Genomic DNA, 22,012 nt, shown 5'->3' on the forward strand with positions numbered 1-22,012 from the left:
TCACGCGCGAGATGAGGGGTCGAGGTCAGGCCGCGAGCGGCGGACCCCGGTGCCTCATCGGCGACAGCACCGTCATGGCCCGCGGCAGCAGCAGCGGCTCGGGCGGGGTGCGCACGGCATCCGTGTGAGCGGCGATGCCGCGGAACGGACGCAGAACCAGCAGAGCGGCGATGAAGAAGCGGGCGATCGCCTGCGCGGCGCGCTCGCCCCGGCCGAGGGCCAGGATCGTCACGACCGCGGCGAACGCGTGCGCGGCCCACATCCACGGCGAGTGCATCGAGTGGACTGCGACGGCATGCGTGGATGCGGCCGTATCGATTACGACGGCGGCCGTGCCGTGGTGGCCCCCGCTCACGGTGGCGCCGTCACCGCGCAGATCGAGGATCAGGATGCCGTGGAACAACGCCTGGCTGAGCGCGACAGCCGCCGACAGGCGCCACCACGACATCGCCCGCCCGGCCAGCAGCACGCACACCGGCGTGGCGAGGCAGAGGGCGACGGCGATGTTGATCGCGGACGGCAGAGCGGAGTCGACCGCGCCGTGCGAGACGGTGGCGAGGAAGGTCGCGACAGCGGCCGCGGCGACACCGCGACCCGCGCGCTGAGCGCGCCCTGCTCTCGACGACATGGGACTCCTTCTCGTCCAGCCTATTCGGCGCGCGGCCCCGGTCCGGCGGTGGTGGTCCGTCGTCGAGACAGGTCGAGGGCGGGCCGCGGCCGGGCACAACGGCGGAGGATCTCGGCGGCACGCCGAGCCACGGCATCCGGAAACGGCGTGTCGGTCGTGATCCCCGCCGCTGTGCGCGCGAGCCGGGCCCGCAGATCAGGCCGAGCCGGCCCGCAGCGCTTCCCACGCGTCGTGCGCAGCGTCGGCCAGCAGTTCGACGTCGGGCACCGCGAGCGGATCGACGCAGAAACCCACGCCGAGCCAGCGGTCGTTCGAGATCGCCGCGACGCGCAGCGCATGGCGCGGGCCCGGCTCCGACGAGGTGTAGACGTGCGCCACCCGTCGCCCGGCGACGGCGACCGCGACGCGGGGTCCGGGCACGTTCGAGATCGCGAGCGCGAACTCCCGCGGGTCGTCGGCGAGCCCGCGTGCGAGGACCCCCACCGGACCGGCCGCGGCGAGCGCGTGGAAGAGCTCGTCGAGCGACCGGGCGTCGTGCCCGCGCTTGCGTTCGCGGGTCTGCGCGCTGAGCAGGTCGAGGCGCCGCAGGTCGTCGGGCTCGTGCAGGTGCAGGTCGAGGTCGATGAAGGAGTCGCGGTTTCCGGATGCCGCGGCATCCTCCCCCCGCTCGTGCAGGCTCACCGGCACCTGGGCGTTGAGCCGCGGGGTGTGCCCGTGGTGCAGGAGGCGCCGGCGCAACGCGCCCCCGATGACGGCGAGGAGCACGTCGTTGACGGTCGCGTGATCGGCGCGGGAGGCGCCCACCGCTCGGGCCTCGGCGAGCGGCACGTCGACGAAGGCAAGCGCGCGGCGCGCGGTGATCGGCCGGTCGAACGGCGATCGGGAACCGGGGTGACCGAGCTCGCGGGCGAGGGTCTGCGGCATCCGCTCCCATTCGCTCCAGCGGGTCGGCCGCGCCTCGGGGTCGCGCACGCCGACGTCGTGGGCGGGCGCATCGTGCGGTTCGAAGACGATGCTCTCGAGGAAGCGCACGGCCGTCAGCCCGTCGGCGACTGCGTGGTGCAGGCGTACCGCGAGGGCTTCGCGGCCGTCGGTGAGCGGGCCGATGAGGTCGATGCTCCACAGGGGGCGCGAGCGGTCGAGCGGCTCCGACATGAGGTGTCCGACGACGGCGCGCAGCTCGATCGGATCCGCCGCCGCGCGCTGCCGCACGTGGTGCGCGAGGTCGAGGTCGTCGGCATCCGCCCACGACGGAACGCCGCGGTCGTCGACGACCACCTGCCGCCCGCGGGGGAAGGCGGGAAGCCGTTCGGCGACGCTCGCGCGCAGGGCCTCGAGGTCGAGGGCGTCGCCCGGCTCGAGCACGAGGAGCTTGAGCGCGTGTCCGCGCACGACGTCGGACTCCAGCGCCAGGATGCGGGCGTCTGCGGCCGACAGCGGCTCGTTCATGCCGCAACGGTAGCGGCCCGGGGCGTGTTCGGTAGCGTCGGATCATGGCCGACGACGCGATCCACGACACCGACTCCGCCCTCGCCTACGGCTCCGCCCTGCTGCACGGTGAGCGCGTGCGGCTGCGAGGCCTCACGGATGCCGACCTCGACCCGCTCGTCGATTGGTGGCGGCGCAGCGACAGCGCTGCGCTGCAGCAGAACAGCGTGACGGTTCGTCCGGAGGCGGCGGTGCGCGAGATGTTCCAGATCTGGAGCCGCAACGACTCCCCCGGCGGAGCGGGCTTCAGCATCGACGACGAGACCGGGAACCTCATCGGACACGCGACCCTCTGGGGCGCCACCCTGCCCGCACGCGTCGCCACGTTCGCGATCGTGATCGGTCCCGATGCCGTCGGTCGTGGATATGGAACGGATGCCACGCGCACGGTGCTCCGCTACGCGTTCGACGAGCTCGGGGTGCGCAAGGTCGAACTACGCGTGTGGGCGTTCAACGATCGCGCGATCCGTGCCTACGAGAAGGCCGGGTTCGTGCGCGAAGGCGTGCGTCGGCAGGTGGCCTTCCACGGCGGGCGGTTCCACGACGAGGTGCTGATGGGAGTGCTCGCGGAGGAGTTCCGCGGCCGCTGACGAGCGCCTCAGTCCTCGACGGCGCGAGGGATGTCGCGCCGCTGGTGAAGCACGCGATGAACGCGGACCACGTCATCGTCGCTCGTGCACGCCACGAGCGCGGGGAGGTGTTGACTTCGCCGCGCAGCCCTGGCATTGTCTGTCTAGTCGTCTAGACAACTAGACGTCAACGAGGACGCGAAGGAGCGGACGATGACGTTGAAAGAGGCTCGTTACGAGCTCGTCGAGGTGCCCGAGCCGCTCGGGCCCGTCAGCCAGACAGTCGATCGTCGCTTCGTGCTCGACTACGCCTTCGCGCAGGACGACTTCGGCGACTGGTACTTCCGCGACTCGCCGTTCGGCGGCCCGGTCGGCCACCCCCTCGTGCTCGCGAACGAGCTGCTCTTCCTCTTCTACGACAAGTACGACGGAAACACCGCCCAGGGGTTGCACACCCACGAGCACCTGCGATTCGTCTCCCCCGTCCGCGTCGGCGAAACCGTGACAGTCGAGGGTGCGTACACCGAGAAGTACGAGCGCCGCGGGCAGGGCTACGTGACTCTCGAAGCCGTGGCTCGCGGGGAGGACGGCCGAGTGCTGGTCGAACACCGCGGTCGCGAGATCATGCGCACCGTCGCGGGCGACGTGGTGGGCCAGGGGCGGTCCACCGGAAGCGCCCGCCCGCGCACGGTCATCGGCACGACCGACGAGACGGTCGACCCCGTCACGGTGGCCGCGCACGGACTTCCCGAACGCGCCGCTCTGCCGCGGCGCACGACTCGCTTCACCCAAGACCAGATGTCGGTGTTCTCGTGGGCCGGCCGCGGCTTCGCCAACGTGCACACGAGCCCCGACAAGGCCGCCGCCGCCGAGCTGCCGCGAACCATCGTCCAGGCCCAGCAGCAGACCGGGCACATCGTGGCGAACCTCGTCGACGTCTTCGGGGCTTCGTGGCTCACCACGGGCGAGCTCGACCTGCGCTTCGTCTCGCCCGCCTTCGTGGGCGACGAGCTCCACACCACCGGGGCCGTCGTCGGCGAGAGCGACGGCCGCCTCGAGGTCGAGGTGTGGATCGACAAGGCCGACGGCACCCGCACCGCACTCGGGTGGGCATCGGCCGTCATCTCGGACGACCCCGTGCGTCCGACCGCACTGCTCTGAGAAGAACGTCGCGGCATCCACCCCGCGACGACACGAACGACACAGCATGACAAGGGAGTCAGCATGACCGAACAACGCACACCGGCCGGTCCCGTCGACCAGGCCGACCGCACGCGTCTCGCCCGGCGGGCAGCCGTCGCGAGCCTCGTCGGCACCGCCGTCGAGTGGTACGACTACTTCATCTTCGGGACGGCATCGGCGCTCGTCTTCGGCCGCCTGTTCTTCCCCAGCGATGGCGACCCCATCTTCGGCACATTGGCCGCCTTCGCTGTCTTCGGCGTCGGATTCTTCGCACGCCCGCTCGGCGGCATCGTGTTCGGCCACTTCGGCGACAAGTTCGGCCGCAAGGCCGCGCTGGTCACCACGCTGATCATGATGGGGACCGCGACCTTCCTGATCGGCCTGCTGCCTACGACGGACCAGATCGGCATCCTCGCTCCGATCCTGCTCGTGGCGTTGCGCCTCATCCAGGGCTTCGGCGTGGGCGGTGAGTGGGGTGGGGCGTCGCTCGTCGCCGTCGAGTACGCCCCCGAGGGCAAGCGTGGCGCCTACGGCAGCTTCCCGCAGATCGGCAATGCCGTGGGACTCGTCATGTCGACCACGATCTTCGCGCTGGTGTCCACGCTGCCCGACGAGCAATTGCTCACCTGGGGCTGGCGAGTTCCGTTCCTGCTGAGCGCAATACTCATCGGCGTCGGCCTGTTCATCCGGTTCAAGCTCACCGAGACCCCGACCTTCCAGGCGGCGCAAGATGCTCTCGAAGCGAAGTCCGCGGCCGACGCCCCCAAGGAGCGGATGCCGCTGGCTGAGCTGTTCCGCCGGTTCAAGAGGCCGTTGCTTCTGGCGATGGGAATGCGCCTCGGCGAAGCCGTCTTCGGCTACATCATCCTGACCATCGGCCTGACCTTCGCCACCAACTACACCGAGATCGGCCGCACCGACATCCTGTGGGCATCGACGATCGCTGCGGCCATCGCCATCTACACGTACTACTTCTTCGGAAAGCTGAGCGACCGGATCGGAAGACGTGCCGTCTTCATCCTCGGCTCCGTCGTGGGCGCGCTGGTGTCCTTCCCGTTCTTCTGGATCCTCGATGCCGACAACATCGTGCTCATGTACGTCGTGTATGCCGTCGCGTACGCCATCGGCGTCGGCGCGGTGTACGGCGTGGAGCCGGCATTCTTCAGCGAGCTGTTCGGCACGAAAGTGCGGTACACGGGCGTCTCGCTCGCCGCGCAGCTGCCGTCGGTGCTCATCGGCCTGTGGCCCTTGGCATCCACCGCCATCTTCGCCGCCACCGGCGGCGACCCGTGGCCGATCGCCGCCATCACCGTGGTCTGCCTGATCATCGGCGGCGTGTGCGCGTGGCTCGCCCCCGAGACCAACCGCACCGACATGACGAAGGTGGGAGAAGAGCGATGACGGCCGGCAATCGCGACCTGACCGATCCGACGCGCGCCCGTGACGTCGACGACCTCGAGGCAGGGCTCAAGGAACCCGAGTTCGAGAACCTCTCGATCCCCGAAAAGCTGGGGCCCGCCACTGTCGTCGTCGACGATCACAAGATCAAGCGGTTCGCGTTCACGCAAGACGACCACCACCCCTGGCACCTGGAGGCGAGCCCGTTCGACGGCCGACGCATCGGCCACGCGTCGCTGTTGGGCAACGACCTCGTCCAGCTGTTCACCACGGTCTATGCGGCCAGCCGCGTCGTGGGTCTGCACACCGAAGAGCAGCTGTGGTTCGACTCGCCCGCCTTCCTCGACGAAGAGGTGACTCTTGCCGGGACCTATACCGAGGCGTACGAGCGTCGCGGTCAGGGGTACGTGGTGATGGAAGCAACCGCCACGGGCGCCGACGGGCGCAACATCCTGCGTCATCGGGGCGTCGAGATCCTCCGCACGCGGCCCGGAGACGTGGCGGGGCGCGGCAGTGCTTCGCCCGCCGAAGCCGACGAGCGGGTCACCGGAGATGTCGCCGCAGACGCGCCGGCCTTCGACGCCGCACGCCCCGCGGTCGGTCAGGTGCTCGGCCCCCTCGACAAGAGCTTCACCACCGAGCAGGCCGCGGTGTTCTCACGCATCGGCGAGTACGTCCGCAACATCCACAACGACCTCGACCTCGCTCGCGCGGGCGGGCTGCGCGTTCCGATCGTGCAAGGACAGCAGCAGTTCGGCGCGATCGCCGAGCTTCTCAGCCGCAGCTTCGGAGCCGGGTTCTTCGCGGGCGGGTGGCTGCGCGTGAAGTTCTTGAAGACCGTCGACGTGCACGAGTCGATTCGCATCGCGGGTGTGGTGACGGACGTCGGCGAGGACCGCGTCGAGATGCAGGTGTGGGTGCGCAGGGCCGATGGAGCCCTGAGCGCCGCGGGATGGGCAAGTGCCCCGCTTCCCGATACGAACCGGAAATGAGAGAGAGACCATGACGAACAACATCACCGGCGGACAGCTGGTCGTGAAGATGCTCGAATCCCTCGGCGTGACGAAGGTGTTCGGCGTGGTGGGCGGTCAGACGCTCGCCATCACGGATGCCATCATCGACACCCCCTCGATCGAATTCGTGCACACGCGGCACGAGAACGCGGCGGCCGTCATGGCCGACGCGTACGGGCGCCTCACCGGCCGACCCGCCGTCGCCATCTCGACGACCGGCCCGGGCGCCACCAACCTGCTGACGGGTGTCGGTGGCGCGTTCCGCGACTCCAGCCCCGCGATCATCATCACCTGCAACAACAACGGCGAGAACATCCACAAGGACGACGCGCAGAACGCCGACCACGTCGAAATCTTCCGACCGTTCGTCAAATTCGGACGCCTCATCGCCCACGCCTCGAGCATCAAGCAGGTGATGGAAGAGGCCTACATCAACGCAATGACCGGCAACCCGGGCCCCGTGCACCTCGACTTCGCCCGCGACACGATCGAGCAGCCCGTCGCCGAGGTACCCGAGATCCCCACCGTCCACCCCGCGCGCTCGTGGGTGGGCACCCGGCCCGTGGCCGCGGGCGAGGAGATCGCGGCGGTCGCCGCCCGCGTCCTCACGGCCGAGAAGCCCGTCATCTGGGTGGGCAACGGTGCGAATCGCGGCCGGGCCGGCGAAGCGGTGCTCGAACTCGCCGACGCTCTCGGCATCCCCGTCGTCACCACCTTCAACGGCATGGGCGCGGTGCCCACCACGCACCCGCTCGTCTTCGGCGCACTCAGCCGCATGGGAACCAACCTGACGACCCGCGTGATCGACGACGCCGATCTCGTGCTCGCGCTCGGCAACAGCCTGAACGCGGTCTCCACGACCCGCTGGCGTCGTCGCCTCCCCGAGGTCGTTCAGGTCGACATCGACCCGACCATGATCGGGCGCTATTACGCCGAGGTGACGACGGGAGTGGTCGGCGATCTCGCCGCCTTCGCGCGCGATCTCGTCGACGCCACAGCTCAGGAGGCCGCCTCGGCCCGCGCCTCGCGTCAGTCATGGATCGCCGAGTTGCAGCAGGCGGAGCGCGACTGGTGGGAACTCTCGCGCGACCTCGAGCCGCAGAACGCCGGTACCGTCTCGCCCGCCGTCGTCGTGCGCGCCCTGCGCGAAGTCACTCCGCGCGACGCGGTGCTGATCCCGGATGCCGGCAACCCCGGCGTGTGGTCGTTCCTCTGGGAGATGGACGAGCCCTACCGCTACATCAAGCCCGTCGGCTTCGGGAACATGGGCTTCGCCCTCCCCGCCGCGATCGCCTCGGTGGTCGACGATCCGACCCGCCCCGTCCTCGCCCTCATCGGTGATGGATCGCTCGGGATGAGCCTGGGTGAGCTCGAGACACTCGCCCGAGCGGGCGGTCCGGTCGTGATCGTCGTGCTGAACGACTCCAGCTATGGCAACATCCGACAGGAGCAGGTGCTGCACTTCGACGGCCGCACGATCGGGGTCGACTTCCACGACGTCGACTTCGCCCAGGTGGCCCGCGGCATGGGGCTCGAGGCGGTGCGCGTCACGGACGTCGACGCCCTCGTCGACGCGGTGCGCGACGGGTACGCCTCCGGGCGACCGGTCGTCGTCGACGTCGTGCTCGACCGCGAAGCGAACGCCTGGACGTATCCCGCGTTCGTGCCGCACAACGCCTGATCCCGCCCGACGAACGAAGGAGTTCTCATGACGCAGCACACGGACGCAACGACCACCCCATCGGCATCCGGGCCCCTCTCCGGAGTCAAGGTGCTCGATCTCTCGCGGTTCATCGCGGGTCCGCTGTGCGCGCAGATCCTCGCCGACTTCGGGGCCGAGGTGGTCAAGGTCGAGCGTCCCTCCGGCGAGGACTCGCGCCATCACGGCCCCTACTGGCAGGGCGAGAGCATCTACATGTTCCTCTACCACCGCAACAAGCAGGCGGCGACGCTCGACACCCGTCATCCGAAGGCCCTGGGAATCCTCGAAGACCTGGTGCGATGGGCCGACGTGGTCGTCGAGAACTTCCGCCCCGGCACCATCGACAAGATGGGCATCGGGTACGAGCGGATGAAAGAGCTCAACCCCGACATCATCCTGGTGTCGATCTCGGGGTTCGGTCAGACCGGGCCGGACTCCGAGAGGGCGCTCTTCGACGCCATCTCGCAAGCGTCTTCGGGGCTGATGAGCATGACCGGCGAGCCCGACGGCAAACCCACGCTCTCGGGCACGTACATCGCCGACTACACCACCGGTTATCAGGGTGCGATCGGTGCGATGGCGGCGCTCATGCACCGCGACCGCACCGGCGAGGGTCAGCTCGTCGACATCGCCAGCTTCGACACGATGTTCTCGGCGCTCGGGACGCGGCTCATCGCCGAGCTCATGCTGGGTATGGAGATGCCCCGCTCGGGCTCGCGCGACCTGCTGACGGCGCCCGTGAACGTGTACGAGGCGGCCGACGGTCCGATCTACATCCAGGCCGGTACCGCGTCGCTGTTCCCCAAGCTCTGCCGAGCGATGGATCGCGACGACCTCGCCGCCGACGAACGCTACGCCACCGTCGAGGGCCGCATGGCCGACCAGGAGACCCTCGAGGCGATCATCCAGCAGTGGTCGGGAGGCCTCGAGCGTGACGACATCTCCGCTCGGCTGGATGCCGTGGGTGTGCCTTACGCCAAGGTCGCGAGCGTTCGAGAGGTCGCGGCGTCGCCGCAGATCGCCGCGCGCGACATGATCGTCGAGGCGGAGCACCCGGTGCACGGCACCATCCGAATGCCGGGGAACCCCATCCACATGGAGAAGACGCCTCCGGTCGTTCGCAAGGCGCCGCCCAGCGTCGGCGAGGACAACGATCACGTGTATCGCGACATCCTCGGCTTCGATGAGAATGAGGTGGCTCGACTCCGGGCGGAAGGGGCGATCTGATGCCGCAGCGGGCTCCGATGTACCGGGTGATCTACGACGACATCGTGGCGCAGATCCAGTCGGGAGCGCTGCAGCCAGCCGCGCAGATCGCCAGCGAGAACGATCTCGCCAAGCAGTACGGCGTCAGTCGCATGACCGTCAGGCAGGCGCTCGAACTGCTCGGGTCCGACGACCTGGTCATCCGCAAACAGGGCAGCGGCACGTTCGTGCGGGAGCACCCCCGCCGCGGGCGTCGTCTGAGCCGCCTGCGATCGTTCGCCGACGAATTGGCGTCGTCGGGCGACCATCTCGCAAGCGAGGTCGTGCGCGCGGAGCTCGCGTCGGCACCCGATGAGGTCGCCGACGCCCTTCGCCTCGACCCCGGCGACACCGTCAACCGCCTCACCCGGGTGCGGCGGGTCGACGGCGTCGCGGCGGCCCTGCAGGATGCGTGGGTGCCCTACGCCGTCGCACCGGGGCTGGTTCGCGAGCCACTCGCCGAAGGGTCGCTCTATCGGACCCTCTCGGAGCGCTACGGGGTCGAGTTGCAGTGGGCCGACCAGTCGATGACGGCCGCCATCCTGGAGCCCGATGAAGCCCGACTCCTCGACGTCGCCCCCGGCGGCGCCGTTCTGCACGGGCTGCGCACCACCTTCTCGCGGACGGGAAACCCGGTGGAATTCACCTACGGCTGGACCCTGCCCGAGTTCCCTCTGCTGCTGCGGATCGACGCCGAATGAGCCTCCGTGACGCCGTCGTCGCCGTCGACGTCGGCACCTCCGCCGTGCGCGCCGCTCTCGTCAGTGCCACGGGAGCGGTGCTGCGATCGGAGCGCGTCGCCCGAACCTCGCACGTCGGCGGGGAGACCTTCGACGCCGACGCGCTGCTGACCGACGTCGAAGCGGCGCTGTCGCGGCTCGACGCGGTCACAGATGCCCGCGTGCATGCGCTCGGGATCTCGGCGCACATCGGCACCGTCGCGGTGGACGAGGACTTCGCCGTCGTCGCCCCTGGCGGCGGCTGGGCCGACGGTCGCGGCTCCGACGTGCCGATCGCCGACGACCTCCTCCGCGACATTCTCACCGTCGCCGGCCGACCTGTGCCCACGGGCGGAGCGCTGGCCCTCGGACTGCATCTGCAGCGCGCCGGCGCAGCCTCTCAGGTCGCCGCCCTTCTCAGCCCGAAGGACTTCCTCCTCGCGCGCCTGTGCGGCGTCACGGTCACCGACACGGTCGACGCGGCCTACACGCTCGCCTCTCAGGTGCGCACCTCGACCTGGAACACCGCGGCTCTCCGCCGCCTCGGGCTGCCGGAGCAGTGGTGGCCACGTCAGGCGTCGCCGTGCGAGGTCGTGGCGACCCTGCTCCCGGCGGCCGCCGACCGGTGCGGTCTCCCCCACGACCTGCCCGTCGTCGCGGGTGGTCCCGACGGCTCCGTCGGTCTCGGTCTGCTGTTGGGCGCTTCCACCGATGTCATCGGAGATGTCGCCGGCACCACCGACGTGCTCGCCCGCTTGATCTCATCCGTCGACGATGCTCCCCTGGGAGCGGTCGTCAACCCGGCGATGGTGCCGGGGCTCTGGACAGCCGGCGGCCCGACAGGCCTCACGGGCGGCGCGGTCGCGGACTGGCGAACCCTCGTCGGGTCGGTCGAAGACGACGTCCTGGCCGCGGTCGAACCCGGCGTCGGCGGACTGGTCATCCTGCCGTGCATGACCGGAGAGCGCTTTCCCCGGTGGCGGCCGGGCTCTCGGGGAGCGATCATCGGCCGCACGTCCGAGCACGGCGCTGCCGCCCTGCTTCGCGCGACCCAGGAGGGCGCGGCTTTCACCGTGCGCGAAGGTCTCGACCTGCTCGACCCGTCGCGCGACCTGCCGGTGGTGTTCGCCGGTGGCTCCTCCCGCGCCGAGTCGGTTGTACAACTGCGCGCCGACGTGTTCGGACGGCGCCTGCTCGTCGCGAGCGACCCCGATGTCACCCTTCTCGGCGCTGCGGCGCTGGCGATGATCGGCGCAGGGGTCAGCGACAGCCTCGACGAGGCCCGAGCCACCTTGGGGGTCTCGTTCCGGGAAGTCGAACCCCGCCCCGGGGTGGGGCCGCGCTTCGACGCGGCCTACGCCCACTGGCGCGCGGTACGGGAGCGCCTAGCCGGGTGAGGGCGGGTCCCGCTCCCCCGCGGTCGACGGACGTGCTCACCGATGTCCGCGACCGACGACCCGCCGTCAGGCCCGCGACTCGCCCTGGTCCACCGACGGGCCCACCACCCCCGCGCGGTCGTCGACCAGGCGGCGCCGACCGATCCAGCCCGTGAGGCCGCGGCCGTCGCGCCAGACGAATACCAGAGCGACGGTGACGAGGGCGAGGACGATGGCCGTGTACGACCACGGCACGGGGAGCGCCGCGAGCAGCGTGTACGCCCCCGCGCCGGTGGCGAACCGCAGCAGCCTCGCGGTCCACGCCGGCAGGACCCCGTCGGTGAAGCGCACCCGGGTGGCGATATCGCCGATCGAGCGTCCGGTGCCGAGCACCACGATCAGCCAGACGACGGCCGCCGCGAGCGTCCCGCCGATCGAGGCGAGGCCGTACGCCGACTCCGACACCGCGTCGCCGCCCAGCAGCACGAGCGCCGCCTGCAGGACCGTCGCGACGGCGAAGCCGACGAGCCAGGTGCCCACGACGTCGCAGACGATGCCGAGCAGTCGCCGCCGGCGGGTCACGGGGCGGGGCTTCTCGGCATCCGGAGCCTTCTCGACCCCCCGGTGCTGCGCCGGCACGGCGAAAGCGAGGAGCGAGCCGAGCAGGGCTCCGCTGGTGTTGGCGATCAGGTCGTCGACGTCGAAGACCCGGTACGCGCACGGGAAGATCCCCCACACTCCGGTGAGCTGCGTCGTCTCGATGAGCCCCGATGCGAGCAGTCCCGCGAGACCCGCGACGACGATGCCGCGGCCGCCGAGCACCCGCAGGAAGAAGCCGAGGGGGGCGAACAGCATCACGTTCAACGCCACCTGCAGCACGACCGGATCGGTCAGGTAGCGGCCCGACACGGCGACGGCGGCGCGGATGTCGTCGACGAAAGCGAAGGGCTGCAGATTGACGCCCGCGCAGCTGTAGACCTGCGAGCTGGGCAGTGGGATCAGCGTGTAGGTCCAGATCGCCCAGAAGTACACCGCGGCGCCCGCCCACAGGAGCGTGCGCCAGATCGTGAGTCCGCCGCGGCGCCGGTAGCTGATCGCGACGAACGGCACGAAGGCCAGCAGCGCCACCAAGGCTCCCGCGAACACAGCGAGCACACCCGAGACGGCGAAGTTGGTCATTTCGCGAGCCTATGTGCGATCGATGCGCGCCTTAGCCTGGTTGCATGACCCGCGCCGACGCCCTCCGCGACGAGATCGTCGCCCGCATCGACGAGACCGGATTCGGCGCTCACGGCCTGCACGTGCGCGTCGGCGACGACGAGGCGACGCATCGCTGGACGCCCGACGTGCGCGAAGAGATCCACTCCGTCGCCAAGGCCGTCGCGGTGCTGGCCGCGGGCCTCGCCGCCGACGAAGGGCTGGTGGATCTCGCCGAGCCCGTCGCCCGTCTCGTTCCGGCGGTCTCGGACGTGACGCTGAGGCACCTGCTGACGATGTCGAGCGGCGTGGACTTCGCGTACTCCGAGACGATGATGACCGACTGGCCCGACCTCGCCGCCGAGTTCTTGTCGCGTCCGTCGCGCGGCCGCGTGTTCCAGTACTCCAATGCGAGCACCTACACCGCGATGCACGTGCTCTCGCAGCGCACCGGCGACGTCGAGGACTTCCTGCGCCCACGCCTGTTCGCCCCCCTCGGGCTCGATGACCTCTCGTGGCGCCGCTGCCCGAACGGGAGGGTGCTCGGCGGCGAGGGGCTCGCGCTGCGGACGGAGGAGATGGCGCGGATCGGTCTGCTCATCCGTGAGAGGGGCGCCTGGAACGGTCGCCGCCTCGTCTCACCCGAGACGGTGGATGCCATGCACTCCGACTGGATCGGCACCGGTAGCACCGGCGACGGGTACCGCCGCTACGCCCTGGCCGGGTGGGAAGGGCCGGGCGGCGCCTGGCGCCTGCACGGGGCATACGGGCAGCTCGTCGTGTTCGCCGACGACGCCGTCGTCACGATCTCCGCCGACGATCACGCGGGCGCTGACGCCGTGGCCGCATTCATCGCACGGATCACCGTCGGATGAAGACATTTCCGGATGCCGGGAATACGGCATCCGCTGCATTCGTTGGTCACGTTCCAGCGACCAGGGGCTGAACGATGTGCGCGTCAGATTGCGCAACGCCCTGAGTGCGCGTAGTGTCGCGCGCCGTGACTGACGAAAGTCGCGTTGACGGCGAAGAGACGCCGATCGCGAAACGCATCCTGATCGGCGAGCCCCTCACCTCCGAGAAACTCGACGAGCAGCTCCTCCCCAAGAAGATGGCGTTGCCCATCTTCGCCTCCGACGCACTCTCCTCCGTGGCCTACGCCCCGCAGGAACTCCTGATGATCCTGCTCATCGGAGGAACCGCCCTGCTGACCCTCAGCCCCTGGGTCGCAGTGGCGGTCGTGACGCTGCTGGTCGTGGTGGTGTTGAGCTACCGGCAGCTGATCAAGGCCTACCCCTCCGGCGGTGGCGACTACGAGGTCGCCAGCAAGAACCTCGGCGAGGTGCCGGGTGTCGTGGTGGCCGCGGCCCTGCTGGTCGACTACGTGCTCACGGTCGCCGTGTCGGTGGCATCCGGAGTCGACAACATCATTTCGGCATTGCCCGAATTGAATCCGTTCCGCGTCGAGATCGCCGTCGGATTCGTCATTCTCATCGTCGTCGTCAACCTCCGCGGAGTGCGCGAGGCGTCGGGCGTCTTCGCGATCCCCACCTACCTCTTCATCGGCTCGGTCGGCGTGATGATCGTCGTCGGGCTCGGGCGCACGCTCTTGGGCAACGCCCCCGTGGCCGAGAGCGCCCAGTACGCCGTGCAGGCCGAATCGCTCACGCAAGCCGCGCTGATCCTGCTCGTGTTGCGCGCGTTCTCGAGCGGCTGTTCGGCCCTGACGGGAGTCGAGGCCGTCTCGAACGGCGTCCCCGCGTTCCGCATGCCGAAGATCCGCAATGCCCAGACCACGCTGACGATGATGGGCGGCATCGCCATCATCCTCTTCGCCGGTCTGACGGCACTCGCGCTCATCTCGGGCGTGCACTACGCCGAGAACCCGTGCAACTTGGTCGGGTTCGACTGCGCGAACAACCCGCAGCCGAGCCTCATGGCCCAGGTCGCCGCCGCGACCTTCGGCATGGGCAGCATCCCGTTCTTCATCATCCAGGCCGCCACCGCGTGCGTGCTGCTGCTCGCGGCCAACACCGCGTTCAACGGCTTCCCGCTGCTGGGCGCGGTGCTCGCCCGCGACGGCTACGCGCCCAAGGCGCTGAACACCCGCGGCGACCGCCTCGTGTACTCGAACGGCATGATCATCCTGGGCATCGTCGCCATCGGCGTGCTGATCGTCTACCAGGCCAACCTCACGACGCTGATCCAGCTGTACATCATCGGCGTGTTCGTGTCGTTCTCGCTCGGTCAGATCGGCATGGTCCGGCACTGGCGCCGCGCGCTGCGGGGGCTGAAGGATCTACCGCCCGAGGCCGCGAAGCAGCAGTCCGCCGCGATCGAACGCCGCTCGGCCATCTCGGGCCTGTGGATCAACTCCGTGGGCGCGGCGATGACGGTGCTCGTTCTGGTCATCGTGACCATCACGAAGTTCACCCACGGCGCGTGGCTGGTGTTCATCGCGATCCCGATCCTCGCGGTGCTCATGATCGGCGTGAACCGCTATTACCGCGACGTCGAGCACGAGATCCGCATGGACGAGACCGTGCACTTCGGTTCATCGGGCGACGTCGCCATCGTGCTGGTGAACCGCCTGCAGAAGCCCGTCATGAAGGCGATCGACTACGCCCTGGCCGCGAACCACCAGAAGACCCTCGCGGTGCACGTCGCCATCACCGAAGAGGACTCGGCGAAGCTGCAGAAGGAGTGGGCCGAGCACGACATCCCGATCCCGCTCGTCATCATCGACTCGCCGTACCGCACCTACACCTCGCCCGTGACGGCCTTCATCAAGAAGTACCGCGCGAACAACGGCTCGGCCGTGGTGACCGTCTACCTGCCGCAGTTCATCGTGGGCCACTGGTGGGAGTCGATCCTGCACAACCGCCGCTCGCGCCGCCTCGCGCACCAGCTCATGCTCGTGCACGGCGTCTCGATCACCCTGGTGCCGTGGCTGCTCGACTCGTCGGAGCTCATCTACGGCCGCCGGTCGCGTCCCCTGCCGGGCCAGCAGCGCGGTGGTCAGCCCGTCGCCGAGGTGCCGGCGCACAAGTCGAAGAAGGTGCCGCAGCCGCCGGCATCCTGAGCCCGTCACGAACGCCCTCGCCCCTGCGGCGGGGGCGTTCGGCGTTTCGCGACACGGCCGGAGAGTGGACGCCGCGTCGCCTGCTGCGCCAGGGTGGATGCCATGCCGGTCCTCGCCCTTCTGACCCTCGCCGTGATGGTGATCGCTCTGATCGATGCGATCACGCGTCGTGACGACCAGGTGAAGCACATGCCGAAGTTCGTGTGGGTGTTCTTCATCGTGCTGCTGCCGCTCATCGGGTCGATTCTGTGGTTCACGCTCGGCCGCGAGTACGAGCAGCGGTCGACGCCGATGTCGTTCGGCGACCCGCGGCGCTGGCAGAGGGACGCGCAGCCCACTCCCCCACCGGCTCCGCGCGAGAGCCGCACCACCGAGCAGCAGATCGCCGACCTCGAGCGCGAGATGCACCTCGCCGACCTCGAGGAGCAGGTGCGCCGCCGCCGTGCCGAGGATGGGTCCGCGGGCTGACTCCCGAGCCGCGGTCGCCCCGTTGAGTGTCCAGATCACTCACGCGGGATGACGAGGACGGACGAGCCCGCGTCAGTCGGTCGGACGCCGGCGCATCTTCTTCACGTCGGTGCGGCGCTGCTTGGCCTGCAGCCGACGCTCCTTCGACCCGCGCGTCGGCTTCGTCGCGCGACGCGGCGGGGCGGGCGGGCGCACGGCGTCGGCGACGAGGGCCGCGAGCCGGGCCCGCGCGGCGTCGCGATTGCGCAGCTGCGCGCGATGCTCCGAGGCCGCGATCGTCAGCACCCCGTCGACCAGCCGATCACCGAGCCGCTCGAGCACGCGCTCGCGCTGCACGCGGGACAGAACGGCGGATGCCGCGGCATCCCACATCAACTCCACCCGGGAGTCGGCGGTGTTCACGCCCTGACCCCCCGGACCCGACGAGCGCGAGAACCGCCACGACAGCTCTGCCGCCGGAATCACGAGCGCCGCGCTCACGCGCACGTCGGATCTGTCGGAGGAGAGCATGCCTCCATCATGCGCGGTCGGCGCAGCTGCCAGCCCCGACGCGGTGCCGAGACTGCATCTCGCTGACAACTCCGCGTCAGGCTGCGACGGGGATGTCAGCGAGGTGCAGTCTCGCCGACGCCGGGCCCGGCTGGGCGGCCCACCGCCCGATCGGACACCCGAGCACAGTCAGCTCCGCGGCGGAGCGCCAGCGGCGGCGAGACTGCATCCGGCTGACAACTTGGCGTCAGCCTGCAACGGGGATGTCAGCGAGATGCAGTCTCGCGGACAGGGACGCCGCCCAGCCACCCCGTAAGCACTCCGTATGCGTCCGTCAGGGAGCCGTAGGGAAAGCGTTAGGAGCCCCGGATGCCGGCTCCCGGCGGAGTTGTATCGACAGACGTGCCGCCCCGCGGCGCCCGCGGCTCGCCCGCGGTACAGACCCGAATCTGGAGTCGTCGTGCTCGATGTCGTCTTCCTCGCCGTGACCGTCGCGCTGTTCGCGCTGGTCGCGCTCGTCGCCAAGGGGGTCGAGAAGCTGGGCCCCGAGGCCCGCCCCTCGTCCGCCCGCACCACCGGTCGAGGCGGTGACCGCTCGTGATCTTCTTCTCGATCCTGGCCGCCGTGCTCGCGGTCGCCGCCGTCGTGTACCTCGTGGTCGCGCTCGTTCGACCAGAGAAGTTCTGACATGGATTCCGGAACCATCTGGTCGATCGTCCTGACCAGCCTCACCCTCATCGTCGCCCTCGGCCTGGCGTACCGCCCCGTCGGCGACTACATCGCCCGCATCTACACCGGCGAGCGCGATCTCGCCGTCGAGCGCGGCACCTACCGCCTGATCGGCGTCGACCCCCGCAGCGCCCAGACCTGGCAGGCGTACCTGCGCTCGGTGCTGCTGTTCTCGTTCGTCAGCGTCGTGTTCGTCTACGCGATCATGCGCCTGCAGGCGGTGCTCCCGCTCTCGCTCGGCTTCGACGCTCCCGGCGAGGCGCTGTCGTTCAACACGGCGGTGTCGTTCGTGACGAACACCAACTGGCAGTCGTACTCGGGTGAGGCCACGCTCGGCTACACCGTGCAGTTCGCCGCCCTCACGGTACAGAACTTCGTGTCGGCCGCCGTGGGCATCGCCGTCGCCGTGGCCCTCGTACGCGGCTTCGCGTACCGCCGCAGCGGCGTGATCGGCAACTTCTGGGTCGACCTCGTGCGCGGCACCTACCGTCTGCTGCTGCCCTTCGCGATCATCGCGGCGATCCTGCTGCTCGCCGGTGGCGTGATCCAGAACCTCTCGGGATTCACGGATGCCACCACGGTGGCGGGCGCCGCCCAGTCGATCCCCGGCGGGCCGGTCGCCTCGCAGGAGGCCATCAAGCTGCTCGGCACCAACGGTGGCGGCATCTTCAACACGAACTCCGCGCACCCGTTCGAGAACCCCACGCCGTGGACGAACCTCTTCGAGATCTTCCTCATGCTGGTGATCCCGTTCTCGCTCCCCCGTGCCTTCGGCCGGATCGTGAACGACGACCGTCAGGGCTACACGATCCTCGGCGTGATGGGTGGGATCTTCGTGGCATCCGCCGCCCTTCTCACCTGGGCCGAGATGGCCGGCAACGGCACGGCCCCGATGCTCGCGGGTGGCGCGATGGAGGGCAAAGAGGTGCGCTTCGGCATCTTCGGCTCGACCCTCTTCGGCACCACCAGCACGCTGACCTCGACCGGTGCCGTCAACTCGATGCACGACAGCTACACGGCCCTCGGTGGCATGATGCCGATGATCAACATGATGCTCGGCGAGATCGCCCCCGGCGGGGTCGGATCGGGCCTGTACGGCATGCTGATCCTCGCCGTGATCGCGGTCTTCGTCGGTGGGCTGCTGATCGGCCGCACGCCCGAGTACCTGGGCAAGAAGATCGGCCCCAAGGAGATCAAGCTCGCGAGCCTGTACATCCTCGTCACCCCGACCCTCGTGCTCGCCGGGACCGCGTTGAGCTTCGGCATTCCGGCGATCCGCTCCGACGTCGAGGCCACCTCGATCTGGAACCCGGGCATCCACGGACTGAGCGAGGTGCTCTACGCCTTCACCTCGGCCGCCAACAACAACGGGTCGGCCTTCGCGGGCCTCACCGCCAACACCCCGTGGTTCAACACCGCGCTCGGTGTGGCGATGCTGCTCGGCCGGTTCCTGCCGATCGTGTTCGTGCTGGCCCTCGCCGGTTCGCTCGCGGCTCAGGATGCCGTGCCTTCGACCGCCGGCACCCTGCCGACGCACCGCCCGCAGTTCGCCGGCCTTCTGGGCGGCGTGGCCGTGATCGTGACGGCTCTCACCTATTTCCCGGTCCTCACCCTCGGACCCCTCGCTGAAGGACTTGCCCGCTGATGTCCGTTTCCACTCACATGGCCCCTGAGCCTGTCGAAGGGTCCCCGGCCCCCGCAGCCGAACACGCGCCCACCGCCCCGCGCCGCGCATTCGGCACCGCGCAGGTCGTGGCCGCCCTCCCGGGCGCGGCCAAGAAGCTCAATCCCGCCGCGCAGTGGCGCAACCCCGTGATGTTCCTCGTCTGGGTGGGCGCTGCCCTGACGACGCTCATCGCGATCGCCGAGCCCTTCCTCGGCGGGAGCGACGAGAGCCTCCCCTTCGGCTTCACCTGGGGCATCGCCGTCTGGCTGTGGCTCACGGTGTTCTTCGCCAACATCGCCGAGTCGGTGGCCGAGGGCCGCGGCAAGGCGCAGGCGGCGACCCTGCGCAAGACGCGCACGACGACCTCGGCTCGCCGGGTCGTCTCGTACGACGCGAAGGCCGATCCCTCGGCATCCCGTGCCGCCACCGAAGACGTCCCCTCGGGCGACCTCGGCCTCGGCGACATCGTGCTGGTCGAGACCGGAGAGCTCATCCCCGGCGACGGCGACATCGTGTCGGGCATCGCGACGGTGGACGAGTCGGCCATCACGGGCGAGTCCGCCCCGGTCGTGCGCGAGTCGGGTGGCGACCGCAGCGCCGTCACCGGCGGCACGCGCGTGCTCAGCGACCGCATCGTGGTGAAGATCACCTCGAAGCCGGGTGAGACCTTCGTCGATCGCATGATCGCCCTGGTCGAGGGCGCGTCGCGTCAGCGCACGCCCAACGAGATCGCGCTGAACATCCTGCTCGCGAGCCTGTCGATCGTCTTCGTCGTCGTGGTGCTCGTGCTCAACCCGATCGCCTCGTACGCGGCCTCCCCCGTGTCGATCCCCGTGCTCGTGGCGCTGCTGGTCTGCCTGATCCCCACGACCATCGGTGCTCTGCTCAGCGCGATCGGCATCGCCGGCATGGACCGCCTCGTGCAGCGCAACGTGCTCGCCATGTCGGGCCGCGCGGTCGAGGCCGCGGGTGATGTCACCACCCTGCTGCTCGACAAGACCGGCACCATCACCTACGGCAACCGTCGCGCGTCGGCCTTCGTGCCGATGAAGGGCATCGGCAGCCCCGAGCTCGCCGAGTTCGCCTCGCTGTCGTCGCAGGCCGACCCCACGCCCGAGGGCGTCTCGGTGGTCGAGCTGGCCGCGGCCCAGGGCATCGTCGCCGACATGCCCCGCGGTGCGGAGCCCGTCCCATTCACCGCGCAGACCCGCATGAGCGGCCTCGACCTCGTCGACGGCACGCAGGTGCGCAAGGGTGCGAGCTCGGCCGTGCTCGCGTGGCTCGAGGCCTCGGGCAGCCCGGTCGCCCCGGCGCTGCGCGCGCAGCTGATGAGCGAGACGGATGCCATCGCCCAGTCGGGCGGCACGCCCCTGGTGGTCGCGACGTGGACCCCGGCAGGACGCCCGGTGGCTTCGACAGGCTCAGCCACCTCTGCGACCGAGGCCTCCGAGCGTGCAACCGAGGTCCCTGAGCCTGTCGAAGGGACCGGACCCGCGCCGATCCCGGTGGCTTCGACAGGCTCAGCCACCTCTGCCGCAACCGGCACCGGCCGCATCCTCGGCGTCATCCACCTCAAGGACGTCGTCAAGGATGGCCTGCGCGAACGCTTCGTCGAGCTGCGCGCGATGGGGATCCGCACCGTGATGATCACGGGCGACAACCCCCTCACCGCCAAGGCGATCGCCGCGGAGGCGGGCGTTGACGACTTCCTCGCCGAGGCCACGCCCGAAGACAAGCTCGCCCTCATCCAGCGCGAGCAGGAGGGCGGCAACCTCGTCGCGATGACCGGTGACGGCACCAACGACGCCCCCGCCCTGGCGCAGGCCGACGTGGGTGTCGCGATGAACACGGGCACCTCGGCCGCGAAAGAGGCCGGCAACATGGTCGACCTCGATTCCGACCCGACCAAGCTCATCGACATCGTGCGCATCGGCAAGCAGCTGCTCATCACGCGCGGCGCGCTGACCACGTTCTCGCTCGCCAACGACATCGCGAAGTACTTCGCGATCATTCCGGCGATGTTCATGGGCGTGTTCCCGGGCCTCGCGGCGCTGAACATCATGGGCTTGCACTCCCCGGCATCCGCGGTCACGAGCGCGATCATCTTCAACGCGATCGTGATCATCGTGCTCATCCCCCTCGCCCTGCGCGGTGTGAAGTACCGCGCCGCGAGCGCGTCGAGCATCCTCAGCCGCAACCTGCTCGTCTACGGGCTCGGCGGCGTCATCGTCCCCTTCATCGGCATCAAGCTCATCGACCTCGTCGTGAGCCTGCTCCCCGGTTTCTGAAAGGTTCCGTCATGCGCACCACCCTGCGTACCACCGGCGTCGCCGTCCGCGCGATGGCCGTCTTCACCCTGCTCCTCGGCGTGGCCTACATGCTGCTGATCACTGCGGTCGGCCAGGTCGCCCTGCCGTTCCAGGCGAACGGTTCGCTCATCAAGACCGCCGACGGACAGGTTTCGGGCTCGCAGCTGATCGGGCAGTCCTTCACGGATGCCGACGGCAACGCCCTCCCGCAGTACTTCCAGTCCCGCCCCTCGGCCGCGGGCGACGGCTACGACTCGACCGCCTCGAGCGGATCGAACTGGGGGCCCGAGAACGAAGACCTCATCGCCGCGATCGAGGAGCGAACGGCCGCCTCGGTCGAGCTCGACGGGTCGGGGCAGATCCCGGCGGACGCCCTGACCGCCTCGGCATCCGGGCTCGACCCCGACATCTCGGTGGCCAACGCCGAGCGCCAGGTCGCCCGCGTCGCGGAGGCCCGGGGTGTCTCGGCATCCGAGGTCGAATCCCTCGTGAGCGAGCACACGATCTCGCGCGACCTGGGCTACCTCGGCGACCCGCGCGTGAACGTGGTCGAGCTCAATCGCGCGCTCGACGCCCTCTGAGAGACGAGAATCAGGAACATGCATCTGTCACCCGCCGCCGTCGCGCCTCTCGCGCGGCGGCGGCGCCGTGCGTCCGAGCGGCGAGCGGTCGCTGGGACGCGGGCGGTCGCTGAGTCGCCAGCGGTCGCTGAGCCTGTCGAAGCGTCCGCGGGGGTCGCGGAACGGCGAGCG

At 69.8% G+C, this 22,012-nt stretch carries 20 protein-coding genes; 16 read left to right on the forward strand and 4 right to left on the reverse strand.

Annotation, left to right across the window (positions count from 1 at the left end):
* Positions 1 to 25: 25 nt before the first annotated feature.
* On the reverse strand, positions 26 to 628 hold the full coding sequence (locus FS769_RS05765; protein ID WP_144830558.1) for a hypothetical protein: 603 nt from the start codon (positions 626 to 628) through the stop codon (positions 26 to 28).
* A 195-nt stretch (positions 629 to 823) separates the two neighbouring features.
* Complete coding sequence (locus FS769_RS05770) at positions 824 to 2,077, reverse strand: wax ester/triacylglycerol synthase domain-containing protein (RefSeq protein WP_144830562.1); 1,254 nt, start codon at positions 2,075 to 2,077, stop codon at positions 824 to 826.
* A gap of 44 nt (positions 2,078 to 2,121) precedes the next feature.
* Between FS769_RS05770 and FS769_RS05775 the strand changes: the two genes are divergently transcribed.
* The 8 genes from FS769_RS05775 (at position 2,122) to FS769_RS05810 (ending at position 11,341) form a co-directional block, all read left to right on the forward strand.
* Positions 2,122 to 2,706 carry a GNAT family N-acetyltransferase gene (locus FS769_RS05775; RefSeq protein WP_144830565.1) on the forward strand — a complete coding sequence of 195 codons (585 nt, stop codon included), beginning with the start codon at positions 2,122 to 2,124 and terminating at the stop codon, positions 2,704 to 2,706.
* Positions 2,707 to 2,898: 192 nt separating this feature from the next.
* Complete coding sequence (locus FS769_RS05780; protein ID WP_144830568.1) at positions 2,899 to 3,846, forward strand: MaoC family dehydratase; 948 nt, start codon at positions 2,899 to 2,901, stop codon at positions 3,844 to 3,846.
* Positions 3,847 to 3,909: 63 nt separating this feature from the next.
* Positions 3,910 to 5,268 carry an MFS transporter gene (locus FS769_RS05785; RefSeq protein ID WP_144830571.1) on the forward strand — a complete coding sequence of 453 codons (1,359 nt, stop codon included), beginning with the start codon at positions 3,910 to 3,912 and terminating at the stop codon, positions 5,266 to 5,268.
* Complete coding sequence (locus FS769_RS05790) at positions 5,265 to 6,257, forward strand: MaoC/PaaZ C-terminal domain-containing protein (protein ID WP_144830574.1); 993 nt, start codon at positions 5,265 to 5,267, stop codon at positions 6,255 to 6,257. Before FS769_RS05785 ends, FS769_RS05790 begins: the two co-directional genes overlap by 4 nt.
* Before the next feature lie 10 nt (positions 6,258 to 6,267).
* Complete coding sequence (locus FS769_RS05795; protein WP_144830577.1) at positions 6,268 to 7,959, forward strand: thiamine pyrophosphate-binding protein; 1,692 nt, start codon at positions 6,268 to 6,270, stop codon at positions 7,957 to 7,959.
* A 27-nt stretch (positions 7,960 to 7,986) separates the two neighbouring features.
* Positions 7,987 to 9,207 carry a CaiB/BaiF CoA-transferase family protein gene (locus FS769_RS05800; RefSeq protein ID WP_144830580.1) on the forward strand — a complete coding sequence of 407 codons (1,221 nt, stop codon included), beginning with the start codon at positions 7,987 to 7,989 and terminating at the stop codon, positions 9,205 to 9,207.
* Complete coding sequence (locus FS769_RS05805; RefSeq protein ID WP_222123900.1) at positions 9,207 to 9,926, forward strand: GntR family transcriptional regulator; 720 nt, start codon at positions 9,207 to 9,209, stop codon at positions 9,924 to 9,926. The genes FS769_RS05800 and FS769_RS05805 overlap by 1 nt, the downstream gene beginning before the upstream one ends.
* Complete coding sequence (locus FS769_RS05810) at positions 9,923 to 11,341, forward strand: FGGY-family carbohydrate kinase (protein WP_144830583.1); 1,419 nt, start codon at positions 9,923 to 9,925, stop codon at positions 11,339 to 11,341. The genes FS769_RS05805 and FS769_RS05810 overlap by 4 nt, the downstream gene beginning before the upstream one ends.
* 66 nt (positions 11,342 to 11,407) lie before the next feature.
* Here the strand turns inward: FS769_RS05810 and FS769_RS05815 are convergent, their stop codons facing one another.
* Positions 11,408 to 12,499 carry a VanZ family protein gene (locus FS769_RS05815; RefSeq protein ID WP_144830586.1) on the reverse strand — a complete coding sequence of 364 codons (1,092 nt, stop codon included), beginning with the start codon at positions 12,497 to 12,499 and terminating at the stop codon, positions 11,408 to 11,410.
* A gap of 44 nt (positions 12,500 to 12,543) precedes the next feature.
* Between FS769_RS05815 and FS769_RS05820 the strand changes: the two genes are divergently transcribed.
* The 3 genes from FS769_RS05820 (at position 12,544) to FS769_RS05830 (ending at position 16,067) form a co-directional block, all read left to right on the forward strand.
* Complete coding sequence (locus FS769_RS05820; RefSeq protein ID WP_144830590.1) at positions 12,544 to 13,392, forward strand: serine hydrolase; 849 nt, start codon at positions 12,544 to 12,546, stop codon at positions 13,390 to 13,392.
* Between the two features lie 113 nt (positions 13,393 to 13,505).
* Complete coding sequence (locus FS769_RS05825; protein WP_144830593.1) at positions 13,506 to 15,599, forward strand: APC family permease; 2,094 nt, start codon at positions 13,506 to 13,508, stop codon at positions 15,597 to 15,599.
* A gap of 102 nt (positions 15,600 to 15,701) precedes the next feature.
* Positions 15,702 to 16,067 (forward strand): PLD nuclease N-terminal domain-containing protein, encoded by a 366-nt coding sequence (locus FS769_RS05830; protein ID WP_144830596.1) that lies wholly within the window; start codon positions 15,702 to 15,704, stop codon positions 16,065 to 16,067.
* A gap of 72 nt (positions 16,068 to 16,139) precedes the next feature.
* Here the strand turns inward: FS769_RS05830 and arfB are convergent, their stop codons facing one another.
* Positions 16,140 to 16,577 (reverse strand): alternative ribosome rescue aminoacyl-tRNA hydrolase ArfB, encoded by a 438-nt coding sequence (gene arfB, locus FS769_RS05835; RefSeq protein WP_144830599.1) that lies wholly within the window; start codon positions 16,575 to 16,577, stop codon positions 16,140 to 16,142.
* Between the two features lie 439 nt (positions 16,578 to 17,016).
* On the opposite strand from arfB, the gene FS769_RS05840 reads away from it, so the two are divergent.
* From FS769_RS05840 to kdpC, 5 genes are read left to right on the forward strand one after another with little or no spacing between them, the layout of a single operon-like run.
* Positions 17,017 to 17,157 carry a hypothetical protein gene (locus FS769_RS05840; protein WP_230703986.1) on the forward strand — a complete coding sequence of 47 codons (141 nt, stop codon included), beginning with the start codon at positions 17,017 to 17,019 and terminating at the stop codon, positions 17,155 to 17,157.
* Positions 17,154 to 17,243, forward strand: coding sequence for a K(+)-transporting ATPase subunit F (gene kdpF / locus FS769_RS05845; protein ID WP_074696280.1), 90 nt, complete (start codon positions 17,154 to 17,156; stop codon positions 17,241 to 17,243). The genes FS769_RS05840 and kdpF overlap by 4 nt, the downstream gene beginning before the upstream one ends.
* Before the next feature lies 1 nt (position 17,244).
* Positions 17,245 to 18,930 carry a potassium-transporting ATPase subunit KdpA gene (gene kdpA, locus FS769_RS05850; RefSeq protein ID WP_144830605.1) on the forward strand — a complete coding sequence of 562 codons (1,686 nt, stop codon included), beginning with the start codon at positions 17,245 to 17,247 and terminating at the stop codon, positions 18,928 to 18,930.
* Positions 18,930 to 21,239: a potassium-transporting ATPase subunit KdpB gene (gene kdpB / locus FS769_RS05855; RefSeq protein ID WP_186325435.1), complete on the forward strand. Its 2,310-nt coding sequence runs from the start codon at positions 18,930 to 18,932 to the stop codon at positions 21,237 to 21,239. The genes kdpA and kdpB overlap by 1 nt, the downstream gene beginning before the upstream one ends.
* Positions 21,240 to 21,250: 11 nt before the next feature.
* Positions 21,251 to 21,841 carry a K(+)-transporting ATPase subunit C gene (kdpC, locus tag FS769_RS05860; RefSeq protein WP_144830608.1) on the forward strand — a complete coding sequence of 197 codons (591 nt, stop codon included), beginning with the start codon at positions 21,251 to 21,253 and terminating at the stop codon, positions 21,839 to 21,841.
* Positions 21,842 to 22,012: the final 171 nt, after the last annotated feature.

The sequence above is a fragment of the Microbacterium sp. BH-3-3-3 genome (genome assembly GCF_007679045.1).
GTDB classification, from domain to species: Bacteria; Actinomycetota; Actinomycetes; order Actinomycetales; family Microbacteriaceae; genus Microbacterium; species Microbacterium algihabitans.

Bases quoted from the DNA above. Each gene is read 5' to 3' on its own strand.
- FS769_RS05765 (WP_144830558.1), bottom strand. From the start codon at position 628: ATGTCGTCGAGAGCAGGGCGCGCTCAGCGCGCGGGTCGCGGTGTCGCC.
- FS769_RS05770 (WP_144830562.1), bottom strand. From the start codon at position 2,077: ATGAACGAGCCGCTGTCGGCCGCAGACGCCCGCATCCTGGCGCTGGAG.
- FS769_RS05775 (WP_144830565.1), top strand. From the start codon at position 2,122: ATGGCCGACGACGCGATCCACGACACCGACTCCGCCCTCGCCTACGGC.
- FS769_RS05780 (WP_144830568.1), top strand. From the start codon at position 2,899: ATGACGTTGAAAGAGGCTCGTTACGAGCTCGTCGAGGTGCCCGAGCCG.
- FS769_RS05785 (WP_144830571.1), top strand. From the start codon at position 3,910: ATGACCGAACAACGCACACCGGCCGGTCCCGTCGACCAGGCCGACCGC.
- FS769_RS05790 (WP_144830574.1), top strand. From the start codon at position 5,265: ATGACGGCCGGCAATCGCGACCTGACCGATCCGACGCGCGCCCGTGAC.
- FS769_RS05795 (WP_144830577.1), top strand. From the start codon at position 6,268: ATGACGAACAACATCACCGGCGGACAGCTGGTCGTGAAGATGCTCGAA.
- FS769_RS05800 (WP_144830580.1), top strand. From the start codon at position 7,987: ATGACGCAGCACACGGACGCAACGACCACCCCATCGGCATCCGGGCCC.
- FS769_RS05805 (WP_222123900.1), top strand. From the start codon at position 9,207: ATGCCGCAGCGGGCTCCGATGTACCGGGTGATCTACGACGACATCGTG.
- FS769_RS05810 (WP_144830583.1), top strand. From the start codon at position 9,923: ATGAGCCTCCGTGACGCCGTCGTCGCCGTCGACGTCGGCACCTCCGCC.
- FS769_RS05815 (WP_144830586.1), bottom strand. From the start codon at position 12,499: ATGACCAACTTCGCCGTCTCGGGTGTGCTCGCTGTGTTCGCGGGAGCC.
- FS769_RS05820 (WP_144830590.1), top strand. From the start codon at position 12,544: ATGACCCGCGCCGACGCCCTCCGCGACGAGATCGTCGCCCGCATCGAC.
- FS769_RS05830 (WP_144830596.1), top strand. From the start codon at position 15,702: ATGCCGGTCCTCGCCCTTCTGACCCTCGCCGTGATGGTGATCGCTCTG.
- arfB (WP_144830599.1), bottom strand. From the start codon at position 16,577: ATGCTCTCCTCCGACAGATCCGACGTGCGCGTGAGCGCGGCGCTCGTG.
- kdpA (WP_144830605.1), top strand. From the start codon at position 17,245: ATGGATTCCGGAACCATCTGGTCGATCGTCCTGACCAGCCTCACCCTC.
- kdpB (WP_186325435.1), top strand. From the start codon at position 18,930: ATGTCCGTTTCCACTCACATGGCCCCTGAGCCTGTCGAAGGGTCCCCG.
- kdpC (WP_144830608.1), top strand. From the start codon at position 21,251: ATGCGCACCACCCTGCGTACCACCGGCGTCGCCGTCCGCGCGATGGCC.